The organism is Pseudomonas sp. R4-39-08 (assembly GCF_003852275.1).
Lineage (GTDB): Bacteria > Pseudomonadota > Gammaproteobacteria > Pseudomonadales > Pseudomonadaceae > Aquipseudomonas.
Map to the genome: position 1 here is coordinate 3,259,803 of NZ_CP027733.1, position 22,868 is coordinate 3,282,670.

The 22,868-nt window shown below is 61.3% G+C and carries 18 protein-coding genes; 9 read left to right on the forward strand and 9 right to left on the reverse strand.

The features are described 5' to 3' along the window. The first annotated feature begins 267 nt into the window (after nt 1-267). Nucleotides 268-1,644 (forward strand): cystathionine beta-synthase, encoded by a 1,377-nt coding sequence (locus tag C4J88_RS15075; RefSeq protein ID WP_124367223.1) that lies wholly within the window; start codon nt 268-270, stop codon nt 1,642-1,644. After that, entirely contained in the window at nt 1,641-2,807 is a 1,167-nt protein-coding gene (locus C4J88_RS15080) for a cystathionine gamma-synthase (RefSeq protein ID WP_124407417.1), read from the forward strand. The genes C4J88_RS15075 and C4J88_RS15080 overlap by 4 nt, the downstream gene beginning before the upstream one ends. Before the next feature lie 312 nt (nt 2,808-3,119). On the opposite strand, the gene C4J88_RS15090 is transcribed toward C4J88_RS15080, so the two are convergent. Together C4J88_RS15090 and C4J88_RS15095 are read right to left on the reverse strand one after the other, a co-directional pair. After that, nucleotides 3,120-5,321, reverse strand: coding sequence for an OsmC domain/YcaO domain-containing protein (locus C4J88_RS15090; RefSeq protein ID WP_124407418.1), 2,202 nt, complete (start codon nt 5,319-5,321; stop codon nt 3,120-3,122). A gap of 145 nt (nt 5,322-5,466) precedes the next feature. Further along, on the reverse strand, nt 5,467-8,970 hold the full coding sequence (locus tag C4J88_RS15095) for an AAA domain-containing protein (RefSeq protein ID WP_124407419.1): 3,504 nt from the start codon (nt 8,968-8,970) through the stop codon (nt 5,467-5,469). Between the two features lie 192 nt (nt 8,971-9,162). Between C4J88_RS15095 and C4J88_RS15100 the strand changes: the two genes are divergently transcribed. After that, nucleotides 9,163-9,717 carry a cysteine hydrolase family protein gene (locus C4J88_RS15100; protein WP_124407420.1) on the forward strand — a complete coding sequence of 185 codons (555 nt, stop codon included), beginning with the start codon at nt 9,163-9,165 and terminating at the stop codon, nt 9,715-9,717. 168 nt (nt 9,718-9,885) lie between these two features. Here the strand turns inward: C4J88_RS15100 and C4J88_RS15105 are convergent, their stop codons facing one another. Genes C4J88_RS15105 through C4J88_RS15115 form a run of 3 tightly spaced genes read right to left on the reverse strand, consistent with a single transcriptional unit; the run spans nt 9,886 to nt 11,795 of the window. Then, nucleotides 9,886-10,251, reverse strand: coding sequence for a hypothetical protein (locus C4J88_RS15105; RefSeq protein WP_124407421.1), 366 nt, complete (start codon nt 10,249-10,251; stop codon nt 9,886-9,888). Next, nucleotides 10,248-10,727 carry an ATP-binding protein gene (locus tag C4J88_RS15110; RefSeq protein WP_124407422.1) on the reverse strand — a complete coding sequence of 160 codons (480 nt, stop codon included), beginning with the start codon at nt 10,725-10,727 and terminating at the stop codon, nt 10,248-10,250. The genes C4J88_RS15105 and C4J88_RS15110 overlap by 4 nt, the downstream gene beginning before the upstream one ends. Before the next feature lie 39 nt (nt 10,728-10,766). Continuing rightward, nucleotides 10,767-11,795 (reverse strand): UV damage endonuclease UvsE, encoded by a 1,029-nt coding sequence (locus C4J88_RS15115; protein WP_124407423.1) that lies wholly within the window; start codon nt 11,793-11,795, stop codon nt 10,767-10,769. A 204-nt stretch (nt 11,796-11,999) separates the two neighbouring features. On the opposite strand from C4J88_RS15115, the gene C4J88_RS15120 reads away from it, so the two are divergent. Further along, nucleotides 12,000-12,422, forward strand: a complete 423-nt coding sequence (locus C4J88_RS15120) for a DUF2231 domain-containing protein (RefSeq protein WP_124407424.1) — start codon at nt 12,000-12,002, stop codon at nt 12,420-12,422. Beyond that, complete coding sequence (locus C4J88_RS15125) at nt 12,419-13,711, forward strand: sorbosone dehydrogenase family protein (RefSeq protein WP_124407425.1); 1,293 nt, start codon at nt 12,419-12,421, stop codon at nt 13,709-13,711. The genes C4J88_RS15120 and C4J88_RS15125 overlap by 4 nt, the downstream gene beginning before the upstream one ends. A 42-nt stretch (nt 13,712-13,753) precedes the next feature. Here C4J88_RS15125 and C4J88_RS15130 read toward each other — a convergent pair whose 3' ends face one another. Both C4J88_RS15130 and C4J88_RS15135 read right to left on the reverse strand, forming a co-directional pair. Further along, nucleotides 13,754-15,157: an MFS transporter gene (locus tag C4J88_RS15130; protein WP_124367234.1), complete on the reverse strand. Its 1,404-nt coding sequence runs from the start codon at nt 15,155-15,157 to the stop codon at nt 13,754-13,756. A 142-nt stretch (nt 15,158-15,299) separates the two neighbouring features. Then, entirely contained in the window at nt 15,300-15,830 is a 531-nt protein-coding gene (locus C4J88_RS15135) for a GNAT family N-acetyltransferase (protein ID WP_124407426.1), read from the reverse strand. Nucleotides 15,831-16,660: 830 nt separating this feature from the next. On the opposite strand from C4J88_RS15135, the gene proP reads away from it, so the two are divergent. Continuing rightward, on the forward strand, nt 16,661-18,163 hold the full coding sequence (gene proP / locus C4J88_RS15140; protein WP_124407427.1) for a glycine betaine/L-proline transporter ProP: 1,503 nt from the start codon (nt 16,661-16,663) through the stop codon (nt 18,161-18,163). Nucleotides 18,164-18,214: 51 nt separating this feature from the next. Next, nucleotides 18,215-18,721: a GAF domain-containing protein gene (locus C4J88_RS15145; RefSeq protein WP_124407428.1), complete on the forward strand. Its 507-nt coding sequence runs from the start codon at nt 18,215-18,217 to the stop codon at nt 18,719-18,721. On the opposite strand, the gene C4J88_RS15150 is transcribed toward C4J88_RS15145, so the two are convergent. After that, nucleotides 18,696-19,619 carry an AraC family transcriptional regulator gene (locus tag C4J88_RS15150; RefSeq protein ID WP_124407429.1) on the reverse strand — a complete coding sequence of 308 codons (924 nt, stop codon included), beginning with the start codon at nt 19,617-19,619 and terminating at the stop codon, nt 18,696-18,698. The genes C4J88_RS15145 and C4J88_RS15150 overlap by 26 nt on opposite strands. Nucleotides 19,620-19,793: 174 nt before the next feature. Here C4J88_RS15150 and C4J88_RS15155 point away from each other — a divergent pair, with 174 nt between their 5' ends. Both C4J88_RS15155 and C4J88_RS15160 read left to right on the forward strand, forming a co-directional pair. Continuing rightward, entirely contained in the window at nt 19,794-20,816 is a 1,023-nt protein-coding gene (locus C4J88_RS15155) for an alpha/beta hydrolase (RefSeq protein ID WP_124407430.1), read from the forward strand. Next, nucleotides 20,816-22,003 carry an MFS transporter gene (locus tag C4J88_RS15160; protein WP_124407431.1) on the forward strand — a complete coding sequence of 396 codons (1,188 nt, stop codon included), beginning with the start codon at nt 20,816-20,818 and terminating at the stop codon, nt 22,001-22,003. The genes C4J88_RS15155 and C4J88_RS15160 overlap by 1 nt, the downstream gene beginning before the upstream one ends. Here the strand turns inward: C4J88_RS15160 and C4J88_RS15165 are convergent. Next, a complete protein-coding gene (locus C4J88_RS15165) occupies nt 21,996-22,817 on the reverse strand; it encodes a helix-turn-helix domain-containing protein (RefSeq protein WP_124363083.1) in 822 nt (273 codons plus the stop codon). The genes C4J88_RS15160 and C4J88_RS15165 overlap by 8 nt on opposite strands. Between the last annotated feature and the right edge of the window lie 51 nt (nt 22,818-22,868).

Here is a 22,868-nt window from a genome sequence, read left to right on the forward strand (position 1 = left end):
CGAGGCCGCGATAGCGGTGGGTCAGGTGGTTTATAGGCCAGCAGTACCGCCGCCTTCGTAGCCTCGCTGGGGCTCGACAACTCCCACATTTGATCTGCATTGCCTGCGGGTGCTGTGCCCGCCATCCACCTCCCCCCTCACCCTCCATGCGCCAAAAAAAGTCATGCATCGGACCGCCTGGTTGCGAGCCTGGCGATAGCGGCCTATGTTTCAAGCCATGCTGTTGCTGTCCCCCACCCTACGCCCATTCCGTAACCAGGTGACGACATGCCTAACCTCCCCCGCCCCGCCGTACTTGAACTGATCGGTAACACGCCGCTGGTCAAGGTCAGCCGCTTTGACACTGGCCCTTGCACCCTGTTTCTCAAGCTTGAATCGCAAAACCCCGGCGGTTCCATCAAGGACCGCATCGGCCTGGCGATGATCGACGCCGCCGAGCGTGACGGTCGCCTGCGCCCCGGCGGCACGATTATCGAGGCCACCGCCGGCAACACTGGCCTGGGCCTGGCACTGGTCGGCCGAGCCAAAGGCTACCGGGTGGTGCTGGTGGTACCGGACAAGATGTCCACGGAAAAAGTGCTGCACCTCAAGGCCATGGGCGCTGAGGTGCATATCACTCGCTCCGATGTGGGCAAGGGCCACCCCGAGTATTACCAGGACGTGGCCGCGCGCCTGGCCAAGGATATTCCGGGCTCGTTCTTCGCCGACCAGTTCAACAACCCGGCCAATCCGCTGGCCCATGAAACCAGCACCGCGCCGGAGATCTGGGCGCAGACCCAGCATGATGTGGATGCGATTGTGGTGGGCGTCGGCTCGGCCGGCACCCTCACCGGCTTAACCCGTTTCTTCAAGCGCGTGCAGCCCGAGCTGGCCATGGTGCTGGCCGATCCGGTGGGTTCGGTGATGGCCGAGTACAGCCGCAGCGGTCGGCTTGAAACCCCTGGTTCCTGGGCGGTGGAAGGCATCGGCGAGGATTTCATCCCGTCGATTGCCGACCTGTCCAGCGTGCGCCAGGCCTACTCCATCAGCGATGAAGAAAGCTTCGACCACGCCCGCCAACTGCTCAAGGCCGAAGGCATTCTTGGCGGCTCGTCCACCGGCACCCTGCTCGCCGCCGCGCTGCGCTATTGCCGCGAGCAGACCGAGCCCAAACGCGTGGTCACCTTCGTGTGCGACACCGGCACGCGCTACCTGTCCAAGGTCTACAACGACCAATGGATGAACGACGCAGGCCTGTTGCAGTACAAGCACTACGGCGACCTGCGCGACCTGATCGCCCGCCGCTTCGAAGATGGTCGGGTGATCAGCGTGAGCCCCGACGACACCCTGCTCACCGCCTTCCAGCGCATGCGCCTGGCGGATGTCTCGCAACTGCCGGTGCTGGTGGACGGCAAGCAACTGGCGGGCGTTATCGATGAGTCCGACCTGCTGCTGGGCCTGCATCAGGACGCCACGCATTTTTCCATGAGCGTGGCCAGCGCCATGACCCGCACCCTGCACACCTTGGCCCCCAGCGCCAGCCTGGCCGAACTGCAGGCGGAGCTGGATCGCGGCCTGGTCGCCATCATTGCCGACGCCTCGGGCTTCCATGGCCTGATCACCCGCGTCGACCTGCTCAACCACCTACGGAGATCCCTTGCATGAGCCAGCCCGATAAAAGCGCCTTCGCCACCCGTGTGATCCATGCCGGACAGTCGCCCGACCCGGCCACGGGCGCGCTGATGCCGCCGATCTACGCCAACTCCACCTACCTGCAAGATAGCCCCGGCGTGCACAAGGGCTTTGACTACGGCCGCTCCCATAACCCCACGCGCTTTGCCCTGGAACGTTGCGTTGCCGACCTTGAAGGCGGCACTCGGGCCTTCGCGTTTGCCTCGGGGCTGGCGGCGATTTCCACGGTGCTCGAATTGCTCGATGCCGGTGCGCATATCGTTTCCGGCAATGACCTGTACGGCGGCACCTTCCGTCTGTTCGACAAGGTGCGTCAGCGCAGCGCCGGGCATACGTTCAGCTATGTGGACCTGAGTGATGTATCGGCGTTTGAAGCGGCGTTGCGCGACGACACGCGCATGGTCTGGGTCGAAACGCCCAGTAACCCGTTGCTGAGCCTGACCGACCTCAGCGCCATCGCCCGCCTCTGCCGCGCCCGCGGCATCCTCTGCGTGGCCGACAACACCTTCGCCAGCCCGTGGATCCAGCGCCCGTTGGAGCTGGGGTGCGACATCGTGGTGCACTCCACCACCAAGTACCTGAACGGCCACTCGGACGTGATCGGCGGCATCGCCATCGTCGGCGACAACCCTGATTTGGCTGAGCGCCTGGGCTTCCTGCAGAACTCGGTGGGCGCCATCGCCGGGCCCTTCGATGCGTTCCTGACCCTGCGCGGCGTGAAAACCCTGGCCCTGCGCATGGAGCGCCATTGCCGCAACGCGCTGGAACTGGCGACCTGGCTGGAGCAGCAACCGCAGGTGTCGCGGGTGTATTACCCGGGCCTGAAATCCCACCCACAGCATGAACTGGCCCAACGGCAGATGCGCGGGTTTGGCGGGATGATTTCAGTGGACCTGAACACTGACCTGGCGGGCGCCACGCGTTTCCTGGAAAACGTAAAGATCTTCGCCCTGGCCGAGAGCCTGGGTGGCGTGGAGAGCCTGATCGAACACCCGGCGATCATGACCCACGCCAGCATCCCGGCAGCGACGCGGGCGCAGTTGGGGATTGGCGATGGGTTGGTGCGGTTGTCGGTGGGAGTTGAAGATATAGAGGATTTGCGCGCGGATCTGGCCCAAGCCCTGGCCCGCATCTAAAGTCAGAAATCGATCAAATGTGGGAGGGGGCTTGCTCCCGATAGCAGTCTGTCAGCCACTGGGTCAGGTGACTGAACCACCGCTATCGGGGGCAAGCCCTAATGCCAGTCAGTTAAGGACGAACACTGTACCTGTGGCGAGGGAGCTTGCTCCCGCTGGGCCGCGAAGCGGCCCCAAAAATGGGACTGCTGCGCAGTCCAGCGGGAGCAAGCTCCCTCGCCACAGGTTACTTTTTACCCTTTCTACTTCTTAACTGACTGGCATTAGGGCAAGCCCCCTCCCACATTTTGCCCCTCATGCATCAGATAGCCATCAATGTGCCAAGGTAGCGTTTGCCCTTGCCGCATGCAGTTTCTTGTAGCTCTCGATCAAGCGCAAATGCCGGTCCAGCCCTTCCAGCTTCATGCTGGTCGGCGTCAGCCCATAAAACCGCACGCTGCCGTTGACCGAGCCAATCACCGCGTCCATGCGTTCGTTACCAAACATGCGGCGGAAGTTGGCTTCGTAGTCGGCCAGCTCCAAGTCGTCGTCAAGTTCCATCTCCAGCACCGCATTCACCGCCTGGTAGAACAGCCCGCGTTCGACGGTGTTGTCGTTGTACTGCAGGAACATTTCCACGCATTCCTTGGCCTCCTCATGCTGCTGCAGCGCGAGGAAGATCAGCAGCTTCAGCTCCAGGATGGTCAGTTGGCCCCACGCGGTGTTGTCGTCGAACTCGATGCCGATCAGTGTGGTGATATCGGTGTAGTCGTCCAGCTCGCTTTCGATCAAACGCTCGACCAGCGCGTGCAACTGCGCTTCGTCCAGGCGGTGCAGGTTAAGGATGTCTTCACGGAAAAACAGCGCCTTGTTGGTGTTGTCCCAGATCAGGTCGTCCACCGGGTAGATTTCCGAGTAGTCCGGCACCAGGATGCGGCAGGCGGTGGCACCCAGGTGCTCATAAACCGCCATGTACGACTCTTTGCCCATGCCTTCCAGAATACCGAACAGCGTCGCGGCTTCCTGGACGTTGGAGTCGTCGCCGTGGCCGGAAAAGTCCCATTCGACGAATTCATAATCGGACTGGGCGCTGAAGAAGCGCCACGACACCACACCGCTGGAGTCGATAAAGTGCTCGACGAAGTTGTTTGGCTCGGTCACCGCCTGGGCTTCGAAGGTCGGCTGCGGCAAGTCGTTCAAACCCTCGAAACTGCGGCCTTGCAGCAGTTCGGTGAGGCTGCGCTCCAGCGCCACTTCCATGCTTGGGTGCGCGCCGAACGAGGCGAATACGCCGCCGGTGCGCGGGTTCATCAGGGTCACGCACATCACCGGGAATTCACCGCCCAGGGACGCGTCCTTGACCAGCACCGGGAAGCCCTGGGCTTCCAGGCCTTCGATACCGGCCAGAATGCCGGGGTATTTGGCCAGCACCTCAGCCGGTACATCCGGCAGCGCAAATTCGCCTTCGATGATTTCGCGCTTCACCGCCCGCTCGAAAATCTCCGACAGGCACTGCACCTGGGCTTCGGCCAGGGTGTTGCCGGCGCTCATGCCGTTGCTCAGGTAAAGGTTTTCGATCAGGTTGGAGGGGAAATACACCACCTCGCCATCGGACTGGCGCACGAACGGCAGCGAGACGATGCCCCGCGCTTCGTTGCCCGAGTTGGTGTCGAACAGGTGCGAACCGCGCAGCTCGCCGTCGCGGTTGTAGATCTTCAGGCAGTAGGCGTCGAGGATTTCACGCGGCAACTCATCGTCCGGGCCCGGCTGGAACCAGCGCTCGTCGGGATAATGCACGAAGGGCGCGTTGGCCAGTTCCTCACCCCAGAACTGGTCGTTGTAGAAGAAGTTGCAGTTGAGCCGTTCGATGAACTCGCCCAACGCCGACGCCAGCGCGCCTTCCTTGGTCGCGCCCTTGCCGTTGGTAAAACACATCGGCGAGTGGGCATCGCGAATATGCAGCGACCAGACGTTGGGCACGATATTGCGCCACGAGGCGATCTCGATCTTCATGCCCAGGCCCGCCAGGATCGCGGACATGTTGGCGATGGTCTGCTCCAGCGGCAGGTCCTTGCCGGCGATGTAGGTGCCCGCCTCCGACGTCGAGCTGGGCATCAACAGCGCCTGGGCGTCGGCGTCGAGGTTGTCCACTTCCTCGATCACGAACTCCGGCCCGGCCTGCACCACTTTTTTCACAGTGCACCGGTCGATGGAGCGCAGGATGCCCTGGCGGTCCTTGTCCGAGATGTCCGCCGGCAGCTCGACCTGGATCTTGAAGATCTGGTTGTAGCGGTTTTCCGGGTCGACGATGTTGTTCTGCGACAGGCGAATATTCTCCGTGGGAATATTGCGCGTGGCGCAGTACAACTTCACAAAGTACGCCGCACACAACGCCGACGAAGCCAGGAAGTAATCGAATGGCCCCGGCGCCGAACCGTCGCCTTTGTAGCGAATCGGCTGGTCGGCAATCACCGTGAAATCATCGAACTTGGCTTCAAGCCGAAGGTTGTCGAGAAAGTTGACCTTAATTTCCATGCGGGCACACCAGAATAACGGGCTAAACAAAATGGCCGCCATTATGAAGATTTTCGTCGGGAAGTCTCAGGGTTTTGCGCGTGGGCTGCTGATCGGTATCGCTATGCCAGCAGCGCTCGAGCCGCTGGCATAACGTGATGGCCGGTCAGAGTTCGCGCGAAATCAGGCGTTGCGCCAGGCTGGTTCGATTGATCGCCAACTCGCTGCTGACGTCCGGCCCGCGATAGACCATGGACGTTTCATGGCGCACATAATCGCCCGAGCGCGCTGCGCTCAGCCAATTGAACGAGCCCACGCACAACAGCGCTTCATCGGCCATCACCAGCTTGCTGTGCACCTTGTTGACCACACGCACCTGCACGGCATGGTGCTTCAGGGTCGCCAGCGCATCCTTGAATTCGGCGACTTTGCCGGGGTCCCCGTCGGACTTGCTGCGGCCGATGCCAGTGTTGAAGTGCAAATCGGTATACACCGTGACCGGCACCCCGCGCTGCACGGTGCCGCACATGGCCTCAAGGGCGCCGCTTTCACGCATCCCCCTCAGGCGCACCCAGGGCGTCACGATCTGCACCTGCTGCTGCGCCGTCTCCAGGGTCTGCAACAGGAACTGATCATGTTCGGCAAACTCATGCAGGTGGCTCAACCCGGTGCGCGCCGTCAGCAAATCCGCCCGAGGCTGGAAATCAAAGGTGAGCGCATTGTCCGCGCTGTTCAACAAGTACTGCGCCAACCTGCCACGCGGCTTGCTGGCGGGGATCTGGCTGAACAGGTCCATATCGCCGAACACCAGAAAACTGTCTTTGGCGCGGGAAACCGCCACGTTCAACATACTGTCCCTACGGTCGATAAACGCACCGTCGGCATGCTTGGAATACACCGCAGAAAAAATCACCACCGGTCGTTCGGCGCCCTGGAAGGAGTGCACGGTGCCAACGGTCATTTCACCGTCGCCTTTGCCGGTACGGATACCCAGGGCGGTGCATGCCTCGGTAATGGCCTGGGTCTGCGCGCCAAAGGGGGTGATCACCCCGAGGATTTCCCAGAGCTCCTTGTTATAGCGCTGGGTCAGTTGCTGTTCATTGGCCTTGATCCAGGCAGCGATGGTCTGTGCCTCCAGCAGGTTATGACGGCTGCCGCCTTGCTTCTGCTGGCAGAGCCCGTCGATATGCAGGTAACCCAGGCCCGGCAAACCACCCTGCGGTTTGGCGCCGCGTCGCGGTTGCAGCTTGCCCTTGTAGCAGAGCGCATTGCAGTAATCGATGATCGAGTCATAGCAACGGCGGTGTTCATACAGATAAAGGCCGCGGGCCAGGTCGCGGTCGTAGTGATAGCTGCTGGTGGACTGCGCAATCGCCATGACGCTGCCACTGGCGGCACTGCGCCCGCTGTCACAGAAAGCCTCGTACTCATCGTCCACACGGCTGCGCGACAGCAGGCCGGCAGCGAGCAGGTTGCCGATATCCACCGACGGCGGCACCGACCATATCGGCTCGATTTGTTGCGTGTCGCCAATCACCAACGCTTGCCGCGCCAGGGCGAACGACGGCGCCGCTACTTCGGGCAGCACCTGGCCCGCCTCGTCTACGATCAGCAGGTCGATGAAGTTCAGCGCGTAATCGGCGACATAACCATTGCCGTCACGGCGGCTGCACGACAGCTCGGCCGGCAAGCGGTAGAACGTCGCCACCACGCAAGGCGTGAGCTTCATCCAGCGCCGCCAGTTTTTTTCCAGGGTCTTGCGGCCGTTTTTTTTGCGGCTTTTAAGAATCAGTGGCAGCTCATCGGCGACTTCCAACAGCCAGCGGCCCTCCCAATAATGCGTGGTCAGCAGGAACGTCTCAAAGCGCAGCGAGGTGTCCGCCCAACGGTCGCAGTCCTCCAGCGTCACCTCGGCGGCGGGCTTGCCGATGGCATCGGGTAACCGGGCAATCACCGCCTGCCAGTTCGACAGCTCGCGCTGTTCATCGCGCCGCAATTGCTCCACACGCTCACGCTGGGTTTCAAGGATTTTCAGGCTTTGGGCGGTGTGCGCCACGGCGGCCGTCAGCAGGCGCTCTATCTCATGCACGTCGCTGGCGCTCTGCAGCTGTGCATCAGTTTCATCGATGTGCAGTTTGGCCAAGCGCAGGCGCTTGGAGGCAATCGGGCCGAACCAGCCGAACAGCGTGTAAATCAATGACTCATGGGCCAGGTAATGCTTGAAATCTTTCAGGCGTGCCTTGGCGTTTGCCAACTGATCGGACTGCGCCCGACATTGCCCTTCAAGCGCCGCAATTGCCGTGTATGGATTATCGCCGAGCAAGGCCTTCATGGCGTCGCGCGCCGCGTTCAATCTTGCCCAGCCCTTCTCGATATCGCCCAGTTGCTGCTGACGCAGTTGAATCAGGGCCTGCAGCTTGTCGACGGTGCCCTTGAGCGTGGGCTGCGACGGCCCGGGAAAGGCGATGGCGGCATGCTCCAGATAAGCCTGCTGCGCTTTATCCAGATAGTCCTGCGTCTCCAGCTCCAGGTAAAAGCTTTTGGTCTGGTAGGTGCGGGCCATCTCCGCTTCCGCAGCGGCCTTTGGAAAGTAAGCGCCAAAGCTGTTGATATCCGGAAGCCAGCGCCCAGCAAAGGGGCCGGTGCCTGCCGAGAAGTCCTTGCCAAATGCCTTGATGATATTGGTGACCGCCTGATTGTTCGTAGAACTGGCGACAATCACCGGCGGCTCGCCGCCCTCGGCAGCGGCCTTGGCCCAAAGCGAGGCGACGACCGACAAGAGCAACGTGGTCTTACCGGTACCCGGCGGCCCGTTGACCGCCAGGATATCCCCGGCGTTACCCGCCAGCAGGTGCGCGAGGCTGTCGCGTTGGGCAGGCGCCAGCGCGTATTCGTCACCGGCATGCCCTCCTCGCTCGGCGAACAGGCTGTTGGCGGCCAGGCACGGCTCATCGGGCATGCGCTCACGTTGTGCGAACCGCTCGAACAACGGCGCATCCGGCTTGCCAAGGCGCAGGTGATCGTACAGCGCCACGATATTGCGGCTGAAACCGTCGGCCTTCTGTTCCTTGAAGACATAGCAATAGTTGACCGGATCAAAACCGTCCTCCGCGCCGTTCCAGGCGTTGCAGACGGTCTGGAACATCGTCTTGCAATAGCGCAGGTAAGTGATCCACTGCTCGCGGTAGTGCTCCGGCTGCACCTCTGTGCCGGCGGGTGGCGGCTCGAACTGCGGCGCATCTTGTGCGGTTAGAAACGTATCCAGGTCATGCTGGGCGCCGATGGTGAAGTTGTCGCGATCCAACGGCTCCAGAATATCGCGCGGCACCAGCGTGGGCCCGGTCGGATAGATAAGCCCGTCGCGGGTGACCGACACGCGGCAAATGATCGGCGTGATGAACGCCGGCAGCCCGTTGCGCGCCTGGCGGTGCTCCTGGCGTGAGGCATACACGAATGGGCGTAGCGTGACATCCACCTGGAGCAGTTGTGCCGGTTCGCCGGCAAATAGGCTGTCCACTTGCTCAACCGGCAAACAACCAGCGGCCAGTGAAGCCAAGGGTACTGCGGAGTAGGTTTTGACATGGCTCGGGGATAAGGCGCCATTGCCGTTTTCCGCGTCGGCCAGCGAGGTGCGCCAGTAGTTGGCGAGTTTCAGAGAATAATCGTTCATCGTCCTGATTCAGTGCAGACCGTGACTCACTGTTACGGTCGGTGGGTGGGGATGTGGACCGAGGGTAACGGTTCAGGGAGCAGGTGGGCAATCACTTGGGTTTAAAAGCAAACGGCGCAGGCTTGATGAATTACTGTTTGAATACAGGCCCTGACTGCTATGTTTCGCGCCTCACACGCAAAAGGACAGCTCATGGAACCGTTAGCGATGAACGCGGCGCTGGTGATCATCGATATGCAAAAAGGCATGGGCGACCCCACTCTTGGTCGACGCAACAACCCAGACGCCGAACTGCGCATGCAGCAGCTTCTTACCGCGTGGCGACAGGCGCAACGTCCAATTATTCATGTGCGACATATCTCTCGTTCCCCTGGCTCGGTGTTCTGGCCTGGTCAACCAGGCTGCGAATTCCAGGACGCGCTGCAGCCCCTCTCCCACGAACAAGTGATGGAAAAAAACGTCCCGGATGCGTTCATCGCCACGGGCCTTGAGCGCTGGCTGCACACGCGCTCGATCAGGCAAGTGGTGATCGTCGGAGTCATCACCAACAATTCCGTGGAGTCCACGGCACGCTCGGCTGGCAACCTGGGCTTTGACGTGATCGTGGTCGCGGATGCCTGCTTTACCTTCGATCAGACTGATCTATCGGGGCGGCTGTGGCCGGCGGAAGATGTACATGCGTTGTCGTTGAGTAACCTGGCGATGGACTATGCGAGGGTGGTCGAGGCCCAAGCGCTGCTGGCCTGAGCGCTTGTTCGGACGCGCATTAGATTGATTCCTTTCCGATCACAACGGTCACTGTGGCGAGGGAGCTTGCTCCCGCTGGACTGCGCAGCAGGCCCATTCTTTTAAAGCGAAGAGCGGGGCCGCTGCGCGCGCCAGCGGGAGCAAGCTCCCTCGCCACAGGTTATGGGTTTATTGCCGCTGCGAGGCCATCCAGTCAAGGAATGCATCAAGACGCAGCAGGAACGCTTCACCCTCGGCGCTTGGATTTCTGGCCTCAAACAGGAAGTAGGCGATTTGGGTAATCATGGTCGGGTAACGCTGCCGGAACAGTGCCACATGGTCCTCCAGCGTCTGCGGGCACATCGAGGCTACTGGTGACCGCTGCGTAGGCGTGGAACGGATCAACTTGCTCGCAGCTTCGCCCTGCAAACGCAGGCGCTGCGAGGCGTTCTCGGCTTGCGCAATGTCTGTTCGATAGCGGGTCAGCACATCCATCAGTAAAGGCTCGAAGTCAGACTGCGCAGGCGCGGCGCTCACAGGTGGTTCAGCACTCATAAGCTATGCACCTCGATCACCAGGCCTTCCTCTTCGCTCGGCACACGAAAGTGGCGGGTAATCAGGTCGAATTCGGCATCAGTGGCGGCGAAATCATGCTCGCCGCTGGCGTTGCGTGCGTGCAGTCGAGTCCGGCAGGTGGCGTCATCCAGCGCCAGGTAATGCAGGCAATGCGGTGCCTGGGCGGCCTGCGCCAGGGTGAGCAGCCATTCGCGATTAGCCAGGGTGTTGGCCGGAAAATCCAGCACCACATTGACGCCCGACTTCAGCAGATCGATCACCAGCGGCTCCACGACACCGCGGATCTGCCGGGCACAGGCCAGGTAATCGGCAATCGTCTTGATCTGACCGGGATACAGCGTGGCGAGCCAATGGTCTTCGCTGAGCAAGATGGCAGCGTGATCGGTGGCAAGACTGCTGGCGAGCGTAGATTTGCCGGACGCGATCTTGCCGCAAAGCAGATGCAGGGTAGCCATGGGACGGTTCCTTTGTGGGGCCGCAAAGCATGCCATGTTTCAGGCGGATCGGTGCTGCCAATACGTATGAAACGCCAGGGCGGCGATGTTCTTGTCCTTGGCTTCGAGCATGATGTCAAAGCGATCCAGAAACAGCAGTGCATAGTCGTTGGTCCAGCGGTTCCACATCTGGGCGCTGTGGGCGTAGAGGTCGCGCTTGGACACCACCTTCAGCAAGGCTGCCATTTCCAGTTTGTGCTCGGCGTCAAACCCCAGTGCCTGCAGGCTTTCCGGGGGCTGGGAGTAATGCATCGTGGGCCGAACGCCACGCCAGCTGTCGATGACTTGGGCGACGCGTGGGGAGTCGGGGTCGATGTAGTGGTCTTCGTTGATCCAGCAATGGTGAATGTCCAGCACCACCGGTGCCAGGTCGGCGACTTGCAGGCAATGGTCCAGGCCGTAGGTTTTCTCGTCATTCTCGAAGGTGATGCAGTTGCGCGCCACTTCGGACAGGCGCGGCCACACCGCCCGCGTGCCCTCGACACCCAGGCGCCCGGCGATATGCACGTTGCACTTGAGGTCCTGGAAGCGGCGGCCGTAACCCATCATGCGGATCATGTCGGCGTGGTATTCGAATTCGGCCAGGCTGTTCTCCACCACGCCGGGGTTTTCCGAGGCCAGCACACAGTACTGGCCGGGATGAAACGACAGGCGGATATCCGACGCCCGCGCCAGCTCGCCGATGGCGGCAAACCCTTCCTGCAATTGGCGCTGGATCGCCGGGTCCTGATACACAGCGGCAACGTCGGGGTGGCTGTAGAACGGCAACAGGTCACTGCTCAGGCGCAGCATGCGCAGGGTCGGCGGCAACTCGGCAACGTAGGCCAGCAGGCGCAATTGGGCGGCGAGGTTGTGGGTGACTACCTCGACCAGTTTATCCCGCGCGACCTTGGGCTCGACGCTGTTCATCCAGCGCAACGTGGTGGTACGCGGGTTGAACGGGCCTTCGATCAGCTTCAAGGCACTGGCCGAAGGCAGTCGTTCGGGATGCTTGTACTGGCATGCAAAGCCGATGCGCGGGTGGGTCATGGGAACGCCTGTAATAAGCAATGAAGGTTAGAGGCTTAGGTGAATCCGGCGGCCAAGGGTTCGAAAAACATCCGGACACGAACCTTCGGTGAACTTTCTCACAAACATCGCGCTCCTTTCCTATGCAAAGCCTATGTGCAAAGCCTATGCAAAGTCATCGCACGCCTAGCCAGGCGTGCCGAACGATAAGGAGCTGCATCCCCCATGACTACCCTTCCCGCCTATCGCTGCACGCCAGGCCCGCTGCATGCGACCTTGCTCGCCGGCAGCGTGCCGCTGTTCCTCGGCGCTACGCTCAGTGACATTGCCTACGGCCAGACCTACCAGATTCAGTGGGCCAATTTCGCCTCCTGGCTGATTGCCGGTGCGTTGGTGTTCAGTGGGTTTGCCCTGTTATTCGCCCTGGTCAATCTGCTGCGCGCCGAACGCAAGGCCGGGCGCCCAGCCGCCTACTTTCTGGTGTTGCTGGCCGCTTGGGTGTTGGGGCTGATCAACGCCTTCCAGCACGCCAAGGATGCCTACGCCATGATGCCGACCGGCCTGGTGCTGTCAGTGATCGTCACGCTGCTGGCGATGGTGGCGACGTGGATCGGCCTGACTAACCTGCGTTCGGGAGCTGACCAATGAAAACCACCCACACCTTGACCCTGTTAAGCGCAGCGTTGCTGCTGGCCGCGTGCGGCGGCGAAGGCGACAAGACTCAGGTCCACGGCCCCGACCCCAAGTTACCGGCCCAACAAAGCAGCCTGCTGCCGAGCATGAAGATCGCCGAGCCCGTCGCCTGGGGCGACCAGAAACCCAAGGTACCCGAGGGCTACAGCATCACGGCGATCGCCACCGACCTCGCCATCCCGCGCCAGACCCTGGTACTGCCCAACGGCGATATCCTCGTCGCCGAAGGCCGTGGCGGCAGTGCGGCCAAGCTCAAGCCCAAGGATGTGATCGCCAGCCTGATCAAGGCCGAGGGCAATACCAAGGTCAAGAGCGGCAACCGCATCACGCTGTTGCGCGATGCCGATGGTGACGGCACTTATGAGCTCAAGACCGTGTTCGCCGACAACCTCAACGCGCCCTATGGCCTGGCTTACGCCGATGGGAAAGTCTACGTGGCCAACCAGGACGCGCTGGTACGCTTCGACTATGCCGACGGCCAGACCAAAGCCAGCGGCGCCCCGGTCAAGGTCACCGACCTGCCGGCGCAGATCAATCACCATTGGACCAAATCCCTGGCGGTGAGCGAGGACGGGCGCCAGCTCTATGTCGGGATCGGCTCCAACAGCAACATCACCGAGCGCGGCATGGAAGTGGAAATCGACCGGGCGATGGTCTGGCAGATCGATGCCGCGACCGGTGCGCACAAGCCCTACGCCACTGGCCTGCGCAACCCCACGGCGTTGACCATCCAACCGGGCTCTGGGCAGCTGTGGACGGTGGTCAACGAGCGCGATGAACTGGGCCCGGACCTGGTGCCGGATTACCTCAGCTCGGTGCGCGAAGGCGCCTTCTACGGCTGGCCTTATAGCTACTGGGGCCAGAACGTCGACCCGCGTGCGCAACCGCAGAACCCGGCCAAAGTGGCTGCAGCGATCAAGCCGGATTACAGCCTCGGCTCGCACGTTGCGGCACTCGGTGTGGATTTCTCCATCCCGGCCATGGGCGAAAAATTCGCCGACGGCGTGTTCGTTGGCGAACACGGCAGTTGGAACCGCGATAATCCGGTGGGCTACAAGGTGATCTTCGTACCGTTCAGCAACGGCAAACCGGCTGGCGAGCCTGTGGACTTCGCCACCGGTTTTCGCGGGGAGGATGGCAAGACCCGTGGTCGCCCGGTCGGTGTGACGGTGGACCCGAAAGGCGCGCTGATCATTGCCGATGATTTGGCCAACACGGTATGGCGGGTAACGCGTAATCGATGAACCGACATTGCCGGAGCGGCTTGCCCGCTCCGGCACTCTCACTCAGAGGTCGGTGATTTCCTTATGGCGCGGCACCAGCGTCTTCATCACGCTCCACGCCACCAGGTACGCCAGGGCACAGATCGCAAACATGATCATGTAGCCGGTGTGAATGTCATTGATGGATTTGTAGTAGTCAAAGACCCAGCCGCCGATCTTGGTCATCACCACCCCGCCCAGGCCCCCGGCCATGCCGCCGATACCGACCACCGACGCGACGGTTTTCTGCGGGAACATGTCCGATACCGTGGTGAAGATATTGCACGACCAGGCCTGGTGTGCCGAGGCGCCCACGCCGATCAGCAATACCGGGACCCAAAAGCTGATGTAGCCCAACGGCTGCGCGAGCAGCACCACCAGCGGAAACAGCGCGATCACCAGCATGGCTTTCATGCGGCCATCATAGGGCGCGTCGCCCCGTGCCATGAAGTAACTGGGAAACCAGCCACCCCCGATACTGCCAACCATGGTCATGCTGTACAGCACGGCCAGCGGCATCACGATATCGGCGCCCTTCATGCCGTATTGCGCCGACAGGTAAGTCGGCAGCCAGAACAGGAAGAACCACCAGACGCCGTCCGTCATGAACTTGCCGAAAGCGAAGGCCCAGGTCTGGCGATAGGTCAGCAATTTGAACCACGATACTTTTTTCGGTGTTGCGCCCGCAGCCAATGGCGTGAAGGGTTGTACGGTCTGGTCGCTGCGGATGTAGGCCAGTTCTTCGGCCGACAGGCGTTTTTGCTGCTCAGGTTTTTCGTACACGGCGGCCCACACGGCCACCCACACGAAGCCCAGCATGCCGATGACCATGAAGGCCGCTTCCCAGCCCCACATCCCAGCGATCAATGGCACACAGATGGGCGCCAAAATCGCGCCTACGTTAGCGCCCGAGTTGAAGATCCCGGTGGCGAAGGAACGCTCTTTCTTGGGGAAGTACTCGGCCGTGGCCTTGATCGCGATGGGAAAGTTGCCCGCCTCGCCAATCGCCAGCACCGCGCGTGACAGCATGAAACCGGCAATCGACACCGGAATCACCGCCAGGCCGACGGCAGTGCTGATCGCCGCAAGGCCCTCACCCATCTGCACCGAGAAGGCATGCATGATCGCGCCGGTGGACCAGATGCCAATCGCCACGACGTAGGCGGCCTTGGTGCCGATCTTGTCGACAAACCGCCCGGCAAACAGCATGGAAATCGCATAGACGAACTGGAACACCGCCGCGATGTTGGCGTAATCGGTGTTGCTCCAGCCAAATTGCGTGGACAACTGCGGCGCCAGCAGGCTGAGCACCTGGCGGTCGAGGTAGTTGACGGTAGTGGCGAAAAACAGCATCGCGCAGATCGTCCAGCGATAGCTGCCGACCGCCTGGCCGACACGATGGGCACTGATGGGCTCGTTCAGATTCATGGCATCACTTTTTATTTTTGTTAGGTAGGACATATGTAACGTCATATGTCGTCGTACAACTGTGGCTTTTATATCGGGCTGCCTGGGCAGTGTCAATCTGAAAGATTGCTGTGAGCGAGGATTTACAGGGGTGTGAAAACTGTCAGGCTGAAGCGGTTGTAGGATGACAAACGCGCATCACCCGGCTTGGTGCTTGGCCAGGCACATCATCGAGCAGGCCGAATGGCTGCATGCCGATCTTCTCCAACACCCGGATCGACGCGGCGTGCTCCGGTCGTACCAACCCGAAAACCTCCGGCAAGCCCAGTGTTTCGAATGCCAGCACCAAGGCATCGCGCCCCAACTCAGTGGCATAGCCCTGCCCCCAGGCTTCGACGGCGAAGCGATAGCCGAGGTTGATGCGCGGCACTGTCAGGTAGTTGAGCGGCGCAATGCCGCCGAAGCCGATGATGTGTTCGGGAGCCTCACACCGTGCAACCGCCCACCAGCCGTAGCCCAGGGCAGACCATTGGTCGAGCCAGCGCTCCAGCAGGCGCTGCGCATCATCGACACTGGCCATGGGCCCTGCTGGGTTGAACAGGTTGGTCTGGGGGTCGCTGTAGATGGCGAATAATCGCCCCACGTCAGCAGGCTGTGGTTGGCGGTAGATGAGGCGTGAATGGTTGTTTGGCATACAAATGACGTCCCTATTGGCGGCATAACGCTGCGAGCCCAGTTTAACCAACAGATATGCGCTGAAATGCCATCAATGTGGGAGGGGGCAAGCCCTAATGCCAGTCAGTTAAGCGTACACCGCCGTCTGTAGGAGCGAGCTTGCTCGCGAAAAACGTCAACGATAACGCGTGCTTTCTGAATAAACGCGGTGCCTGTGAGTTTATCGCGAGCAAGGGCTAGCCGCCCGCCTCGCTCCTACAAAAAGCCTTAACTGACTGGCATTAGGGCTTGCCCCCGCTAGCCATAGGTATCTACACAATTTTGTAGCAGCCTACGCTAACCACGATGCGAAGCGAGTCGCTCTTGATCTTGCTTTTGATCTAGGCGCCCCGTTAAACCACGCTGGCCGGAATTCGACAGTGATTTGGGGGGTAAACCGGCAGGGATGCCGGTTTAGCCGCCCCGCGCCATGGATGGCGCGTGGCGGCGGCCCCCCAAATCAATGTCGGATTACGGGCACACCGAGCCTAGGCGAGGTGCCGAGTGGTGGGGCAAGAGCGTTTTGCTTACTTTTGCGCTTTTCAAAAGTGAGACGCCGTAAGGGCGGAACCCTAAGCCGCCGTTACCGCAGCAACGGATATGTACTCGCCTTGATCCAACATCCTGGTCGGCTGTCAGGCCGCCATCGGGAGCAACCCCCCTCCCACAGGCCTCACACCAACGACATTTCGCCAATGCGAGAAAAAATCCCGCGATGGGTGAATTATTTAGTGTCCGCTTGTATCTGAAGTGACAGAGCGGTGCCATCGCGGCGATGGCGCCTCCCGTTCAGCTTCTAGAGTGGCCCGCATGAAATTACGTAAGAAACGCGTCAAACCCATCGGTTTGAACGACATCACCATTGTCGACGACAACAAGATGCGCAAGGCGATCACCGCCGCCGCACTGGGCAACGCCATGGAATGGTTCGACTTTGGCGTCTATGGGTTTGTCGCTTATGTGCTGGGCAAGGTGTTCTTCCCCGACGCGTCCCCCAGCGTACAAATGATCGCGGCACTGGCCACCTTCTCGGTACCCTTCCTGATCCGTCCACTGGGCGGTCTGTTCTTCGGCGCTCTGGGTGATAAATACGGACGACAGAAAGTCCTCGCTGCCACCATCGTGATCATGTCCTTGAGCACCTTCGCCATCGGCCTGATTCCGGGGTACGCGTCCATTGGTATCTGGGCGCCGATCCTGTTGCTGTTGTGCAAAATGGCCCAGGGCTTCTCGGTGGGCGGCGAATACACCGGCGCGTCGATTTTCGTCGCCGAATATGCCCCGGACCGCAAGCGCGGGTTCCTCGGCAGTTGGTTGGACTTCGGCTCGATTGCCGGCTTCGTGCTGGGCGCCGGCATGGTGGTATTGATTTCCACCGTGCTCGGCGAGGCGGATTTCGAGGCCTGGGGCTGGCGCTTGCCGTTTTTCCTGGCCCTGCCCCTGGGCATCATCGGCCTGTACCTGCGCCACGCGCTGGAAGAGACTCCGGCGTTCCAGCAACATGTCGAAAAACTCGAACAGGGTGACCGCGAAGGCCTCAGCCATGGCCCCAAGGTGTCCTTCAAAGAGATCGCCACCAAGCATTGGCGCAGCCTGCTGACCTGCATTGGTATCGTCGCGGCCACCAACGTGACCTACTACATGCTGCTCACCTACATGCCCAGCTACCTGTCGCACAACCTGCATTACGCCGAAAACAGCGGTGTGCTGATCATCATCGCGATCATGGTCGGCATGCTGTTCGTGCAGCCGTTCATTGGCTTCGTCAGCGACAAGATCGGCCGCAAGCCCTTCATCATCGCCGGCAGCATCGGCCTGCTGTTCCTGTCGATCCCGGCGTTCATGCTGATTACCAGCGGCAAGACCGGGCTGATCTTCAGCGGCCTGCTGATTCTGGCAATTGTGCTTAACTTCTTTATCGGCGTGATGGCATCGACGCTGCCGGCGATGTTCCCCACTCACTTGCGCTACAGCGCGCTGGCCAGTGCCTTCAACGTCTCGGTATTGATCGCCGGTATCACGCCTACTGCAGTGGCCTGGCTGGTAGAAAGCACCAACGACCTGTACATGCCGGCTTACTACCTGATGGTGTTCGCCGTGGTCGGTCTGGTCACGGGCCTGACCATGAAGGAAACTGCCAATAAACCACTGCGTGGGGCGGCCCCGGCGGCCTCCGACATGGAAGAAGCCAAGGAACTGTTGCAGGAGCACCATGACAATATCGAGCAGAAGATCGAAGACATCGATGCTGAGATTGCGGCGCTCCAAGCCAAGCGCGAAAACCTGGTGCAACAGCATCCACGGATCAATTAAGACCTGGCTGTGCGTGGTCGCTGCTTGCGGCCACGCCATTGGAGCGTTCACATGATTCCAAGCGTCACCTCTGCCCAATCGCTGCTGAGCGCCGACGAACGCGCTGCCATCGCAGAAATCGAAGCGACCACCAACATCCTTAAACTGGTCACCCGACTGACCGGCATGCGCTTCGCCGGCATCGCCAAATTCACCGACCTGGAATGGGTGGTCTGCTCGGCCTACGACCCCATGCAGATGGGCATCCATGTCGACGACGTGCTCGACCTGGAAACCACCCTGTGCAGTGAGTTTTGCGTCGATCCCCAAGCCTTGTTCGTCCCGCAGATCAGCCTCGACGGCCGCTTTTCCGCACGCCCGGTGGTCAAGCAATTCGCCATCGAGAGCTATGCCGGCGCGCCGATTTTCCTGCCCGACGGGCGCCTGTTCGGCGCACTGTGCGCGCTGGATTCGCGCGCCACGCTGTTCGACGACCCCAACCTGCCAGAAACCCTGAGCCTGTTCGCACGACTGATCGGGTGCATCTTTTACGCTAACTTGACTCCGTCAGATCAGTAACACCTGCCCTGCCCCGCAGCGCGGCCATGTCGCGCTTGGGCGGTACGCCGAACAGGCGGCTGTACTCACGGCTGAACTGCGACGGGCTTTCATAACCGACTTTGAACGCGGCACTGGACACATCCTGGTGCTCGTTCAGCATCAAGCGCCTGGCCTCGTTCAAGCGCAGCCATTTCTGATACTGCAACGGACTCATCGAAGTCAGTTGGCGGAAGTGATGGTGAAAGGTCGCCGCGCTCATTTGCACGCGTGCGGCCAACTCTTCTACGCGCAGCGCGCTGTCGAAATTCAATTTCAGCCAATCGATGGCCTTGGCGATCCGATACCCCTGCCCGTCCACTGAACAGATCTGGCGCAGTCGGCCGGCCTGGTCGCTCTTCAATAACCGGTAGTGAATCTCGCGCTGGATCAACGGCGCCAGCACCGGGATTGCGTCAGGTTCATCCAGCAATGCCACCAGGCGCGCGAAGGCTGCCAGCATGCCGTCCGTCACCCGGCCGATGCCAACCCCTTTCATCATCGCGCGCTCACGGGTTGGCGGCAGGCCGCCCTGGGCGATCAGCTCGGCCAGCATGCGCAGGTCCAGCTTGAACATCAGCCCCAGGCACGGTTGCCCGGGGCTGGCGACCAGCACTTCGGAGTTGGCCGGAATATCCAGCGAGGTCAGCAGAAATCGCGACCTGTCGTAGGGATAGCCCTCACCGCCGACCCACAACCGCTTCCCGCCCTGTACCACCAGCACGACGCTTGGTTCGACCATGCACACCACCGGCGCGGCCGGCTGTTCACGCCGATAGAACCCCAGGCCCGGGATCGGCATCGGGAAGTCGCCGGGCGCCGGGATGCGCGAGCCGATGGCCTGGATCAGCGCGTCCAGCGGCGATTGATGGATCGTCATAGGGCCCTTCCACTGCTTCACTGAATGTCTTGGCAGGACTTTACCCGCGCCAGCCCCAGGCGTCGCCGCCAAACCTTGAAACTCAGAGGATCAGGCAAGTAATCCACTCAAATGCACTACAGAAGCCCGGCCGCCATCGGGAAAATGCTCGGACACTTCGCAAGGAACATCCCTATGAAACGCCTCTTGCTCGCGCTGGGTTTGCTGGTGACCTCCCTTTCTTCATTAGGAGCCGATATGTCCAACGGTGCTGATAACTTCTACACAAGCGACACGGTGACGGCCGAGAACGTCACCTTCAACAATCAATACGGCATGCAGGTGGCGGGCACGTTGTTCACGCCTAAACACCTCGCCGCCGGATCCAAAAGCGCCGCCATTGTCGTCGGCCATCCCATGGGCGCCGTCAGGCAACAAAGCGCCAACCTCTATGCCACCAAAATGGCCGAACAGGGCTTCGTTACCCTTTCCCTGGACCTGTCGTTCTGGGGCGAAAGCGCCGGCACGCCGCGCAACGCCGTACTCCCCGATCTCTACACCGAAGACTTCAGCGCCGCCGTGGACTTCCTCGGCACCCGCCCCCAGGTCGATCGTGAACGCATCGGTGCCATCGGCGTGTGTGGCAGCGGCAGCTTCGTGATCAGCGCGGCGAAGATCGATCCGCGCATCAAGGCGATAGCGACCGTCAGCATGTACGACATGGGCGCCGCCAACCGCAACGGCCTCAAGCACGGCGTGACGCTGCAACAGCGCCAGCAGGTGTTGCGCCAGGCTGCCAACCAGCGCTATGTCGAGTTCCAGGGCGGCGAGACCGTCTACACCGGCGGCACGCCCCAGACCCTCACCGGCGACGCGGTGGGCGATGAGTTCTACGATTTCTACCGCACCCCGCGTGGCGAAGTCACCCCGGCGGGCGCCTCGAAGTTGACCACCACCCGGCCGACGTTGACCAGCAATGTGAAGTTCATGAACTTCTACCCGTTCAACGACATCGAGACGATCTCCCCACGTCCGCTGCTGCTGATTGCCGGAGCCGACGCGCACTCCCGTGAATTCAGCGAAGACGCTTTCCAGCGCGCCGCCGAGCCCAAGCAATTGCTGATCATCCAGAACGCGGGGCACGTCGATCTCTACGACCGGGTCGACCTGATCCCGTTCGCCACACTCACCACCTTCTTCCAGGGCTATTTGAAGTGATGTCTGCTACATCCCAAACCCAACGCTGGGGCGCCGTGCTGGCGATGTCGCTGGCGGCGTTCGCGCTGGTCGCTTCCGAATTCATGCCGGTGAGCCTGCTGACACCCCTGGCCGCCGACCTGCACATCACCGAAGGCCAGGCCGGCCAGGGCATTTCGGTGTCCGGGGTGTTTGCCCTGCTCACCAGCCTGGTGATCGCCTCGATCGCCGCGCGAGTGGATCGCAAGCGCCTGCTGATGACGCTGACACTGCTTATGATCGTCTCCGGCAGCGTGGTGGCGTTCGCCCCGAACTACCTGGTGTTCATGCTCGGTCGTGGATTGATCGGCGTGGCGATTGGCGGCTTCTGGTCACTGTCGGCGGCCACGGCGATGCGTCTGGTGCCCCAGGCCGAGGTGCCGCGTGCCCTGGCCATCGTCAACGGTGGCAATGCACTGGCGACGGTGATCGCGGCGCCACTGGGCAGCTTTCTGGGCGGCATCATCGGCTGGCGTGGCGCGTTTTTCTGTGTGGTGCCGGTGGCCGTGATTGCACTGGTGTGGCTGCTGGTGAGCCTGCCTGCGCTGAAGAACAAGGCCGAGGCGAAAGCCGGCAATGTCCTGAGCCTGATGAAAAACCCCACCGTAGCCCTGGGGATGGTGGCCGTCAGCGTGTTCTTCATGGGCCAGTTCATGCTGTTCACCTACCTGCGGCCGTTCCTGGAAAGCGTGACCCGGGTTGACGTCTCCACGCTGTCGTTGATGCTGCTGGTGCTCGGCCTGGCGGGCCTGGCGGGGACGTTCCTGATTGAACGCTTCCTGAAGCACCACCTGTACCCGACGCTGATTGCCATCCCACTGATAATGGCAGGCATCGCCCTTGCACTGGTGGCGTTCGGCAGTTCCACCCTCATGACCAGCGTGTTGCTGGGCAGCTGGGGCCTGGTGGCGACCGCCGCGCCGGTGGGCTGGTGGACGTGGTTATCGAGAACCACGCCTGACAACGCCGAGGCTGGCGGAGGCTTGATGGTGGCTATCATCCAATTGGCGATTGCCGCAGGCGCCACGGTCGGCGGCGTGGCTTTCGACCTGAGCGGTTACCAGGCGACCTTCGAACTGAGCGCGGCCTTGCTGGTGGTCGCCACCGTGCTGGCCTACCTGGCGTCACGCCGCCCGCGGCCTGCCCGCGTTATCAGCAGCGCTAGCTGAAAAACTGACTCGGCGTCTTGCCGAACTGTTTCTTGAACATGCTGGTAAAGGCGCTGGGGCTTTCGTAGCCCAACTCAAGGGCCACATCGATAATTTTCTCGCCCACCGCGATGCGCTCCAGCGCCAACAGCAAACGGGCCTGTTGGCGCCACTGGCCGAAGGTCATCCCGGTTTCGCGGCGGAACAGGCGTTGAATGGTTTTTTGATCCAGGTCCAGGCGCTGGCTCCAATCGGCGACGGTGGACGCATCGCCCGGGTCTTGCTGCAGCGTCAGGCAGATGTGATTGATGCGCGGGTCGGCGGGCTGAGGAAGCGACAATGGCAGCGCGGGCAGGATAGCTAGCTCATCGAGGATCAGGCGCATGATCCTGGCGTCGCGCGAATCCTCGGCAAAGGGCGGTTTCAAGCTGACCGAGACTTTGATCAATTCACTCAGCAGCGGCGACACCGTCACCGTCTTCGGCTCGGTCGGCAGGTCCGGAAAGCTGTCCGGACGCACGAATACGCTGCGCATTTTCAAGGTGCCCACGCAACGCAGCGCATGCACCTGGCCACAGGGCATCCAGAACCCGCGATTGGGCGGCACCGTCCACTGGTTCAACGCCGAATACACCACCATCACGCCGCCAATGGCGTAGAGCAGTTGATGCTTGTTGTGGCTGTGCTCGGGAATCACCCAGTTTTCCGGGTAGTCAGTGGCCGAGCTGATGACGGCCCAATCGCCTTCATCGATCTCCTGGAGGAATTTGTCGAGGGATTTGATGATTTCGCCCTTTTTGCGATGAATTACGCCCGAATTGCGCGAGACAGGCATTTGCGTCGACTCTAGCATGGCTCCCGAAATAATTAGAAATGGGCCGCCCGC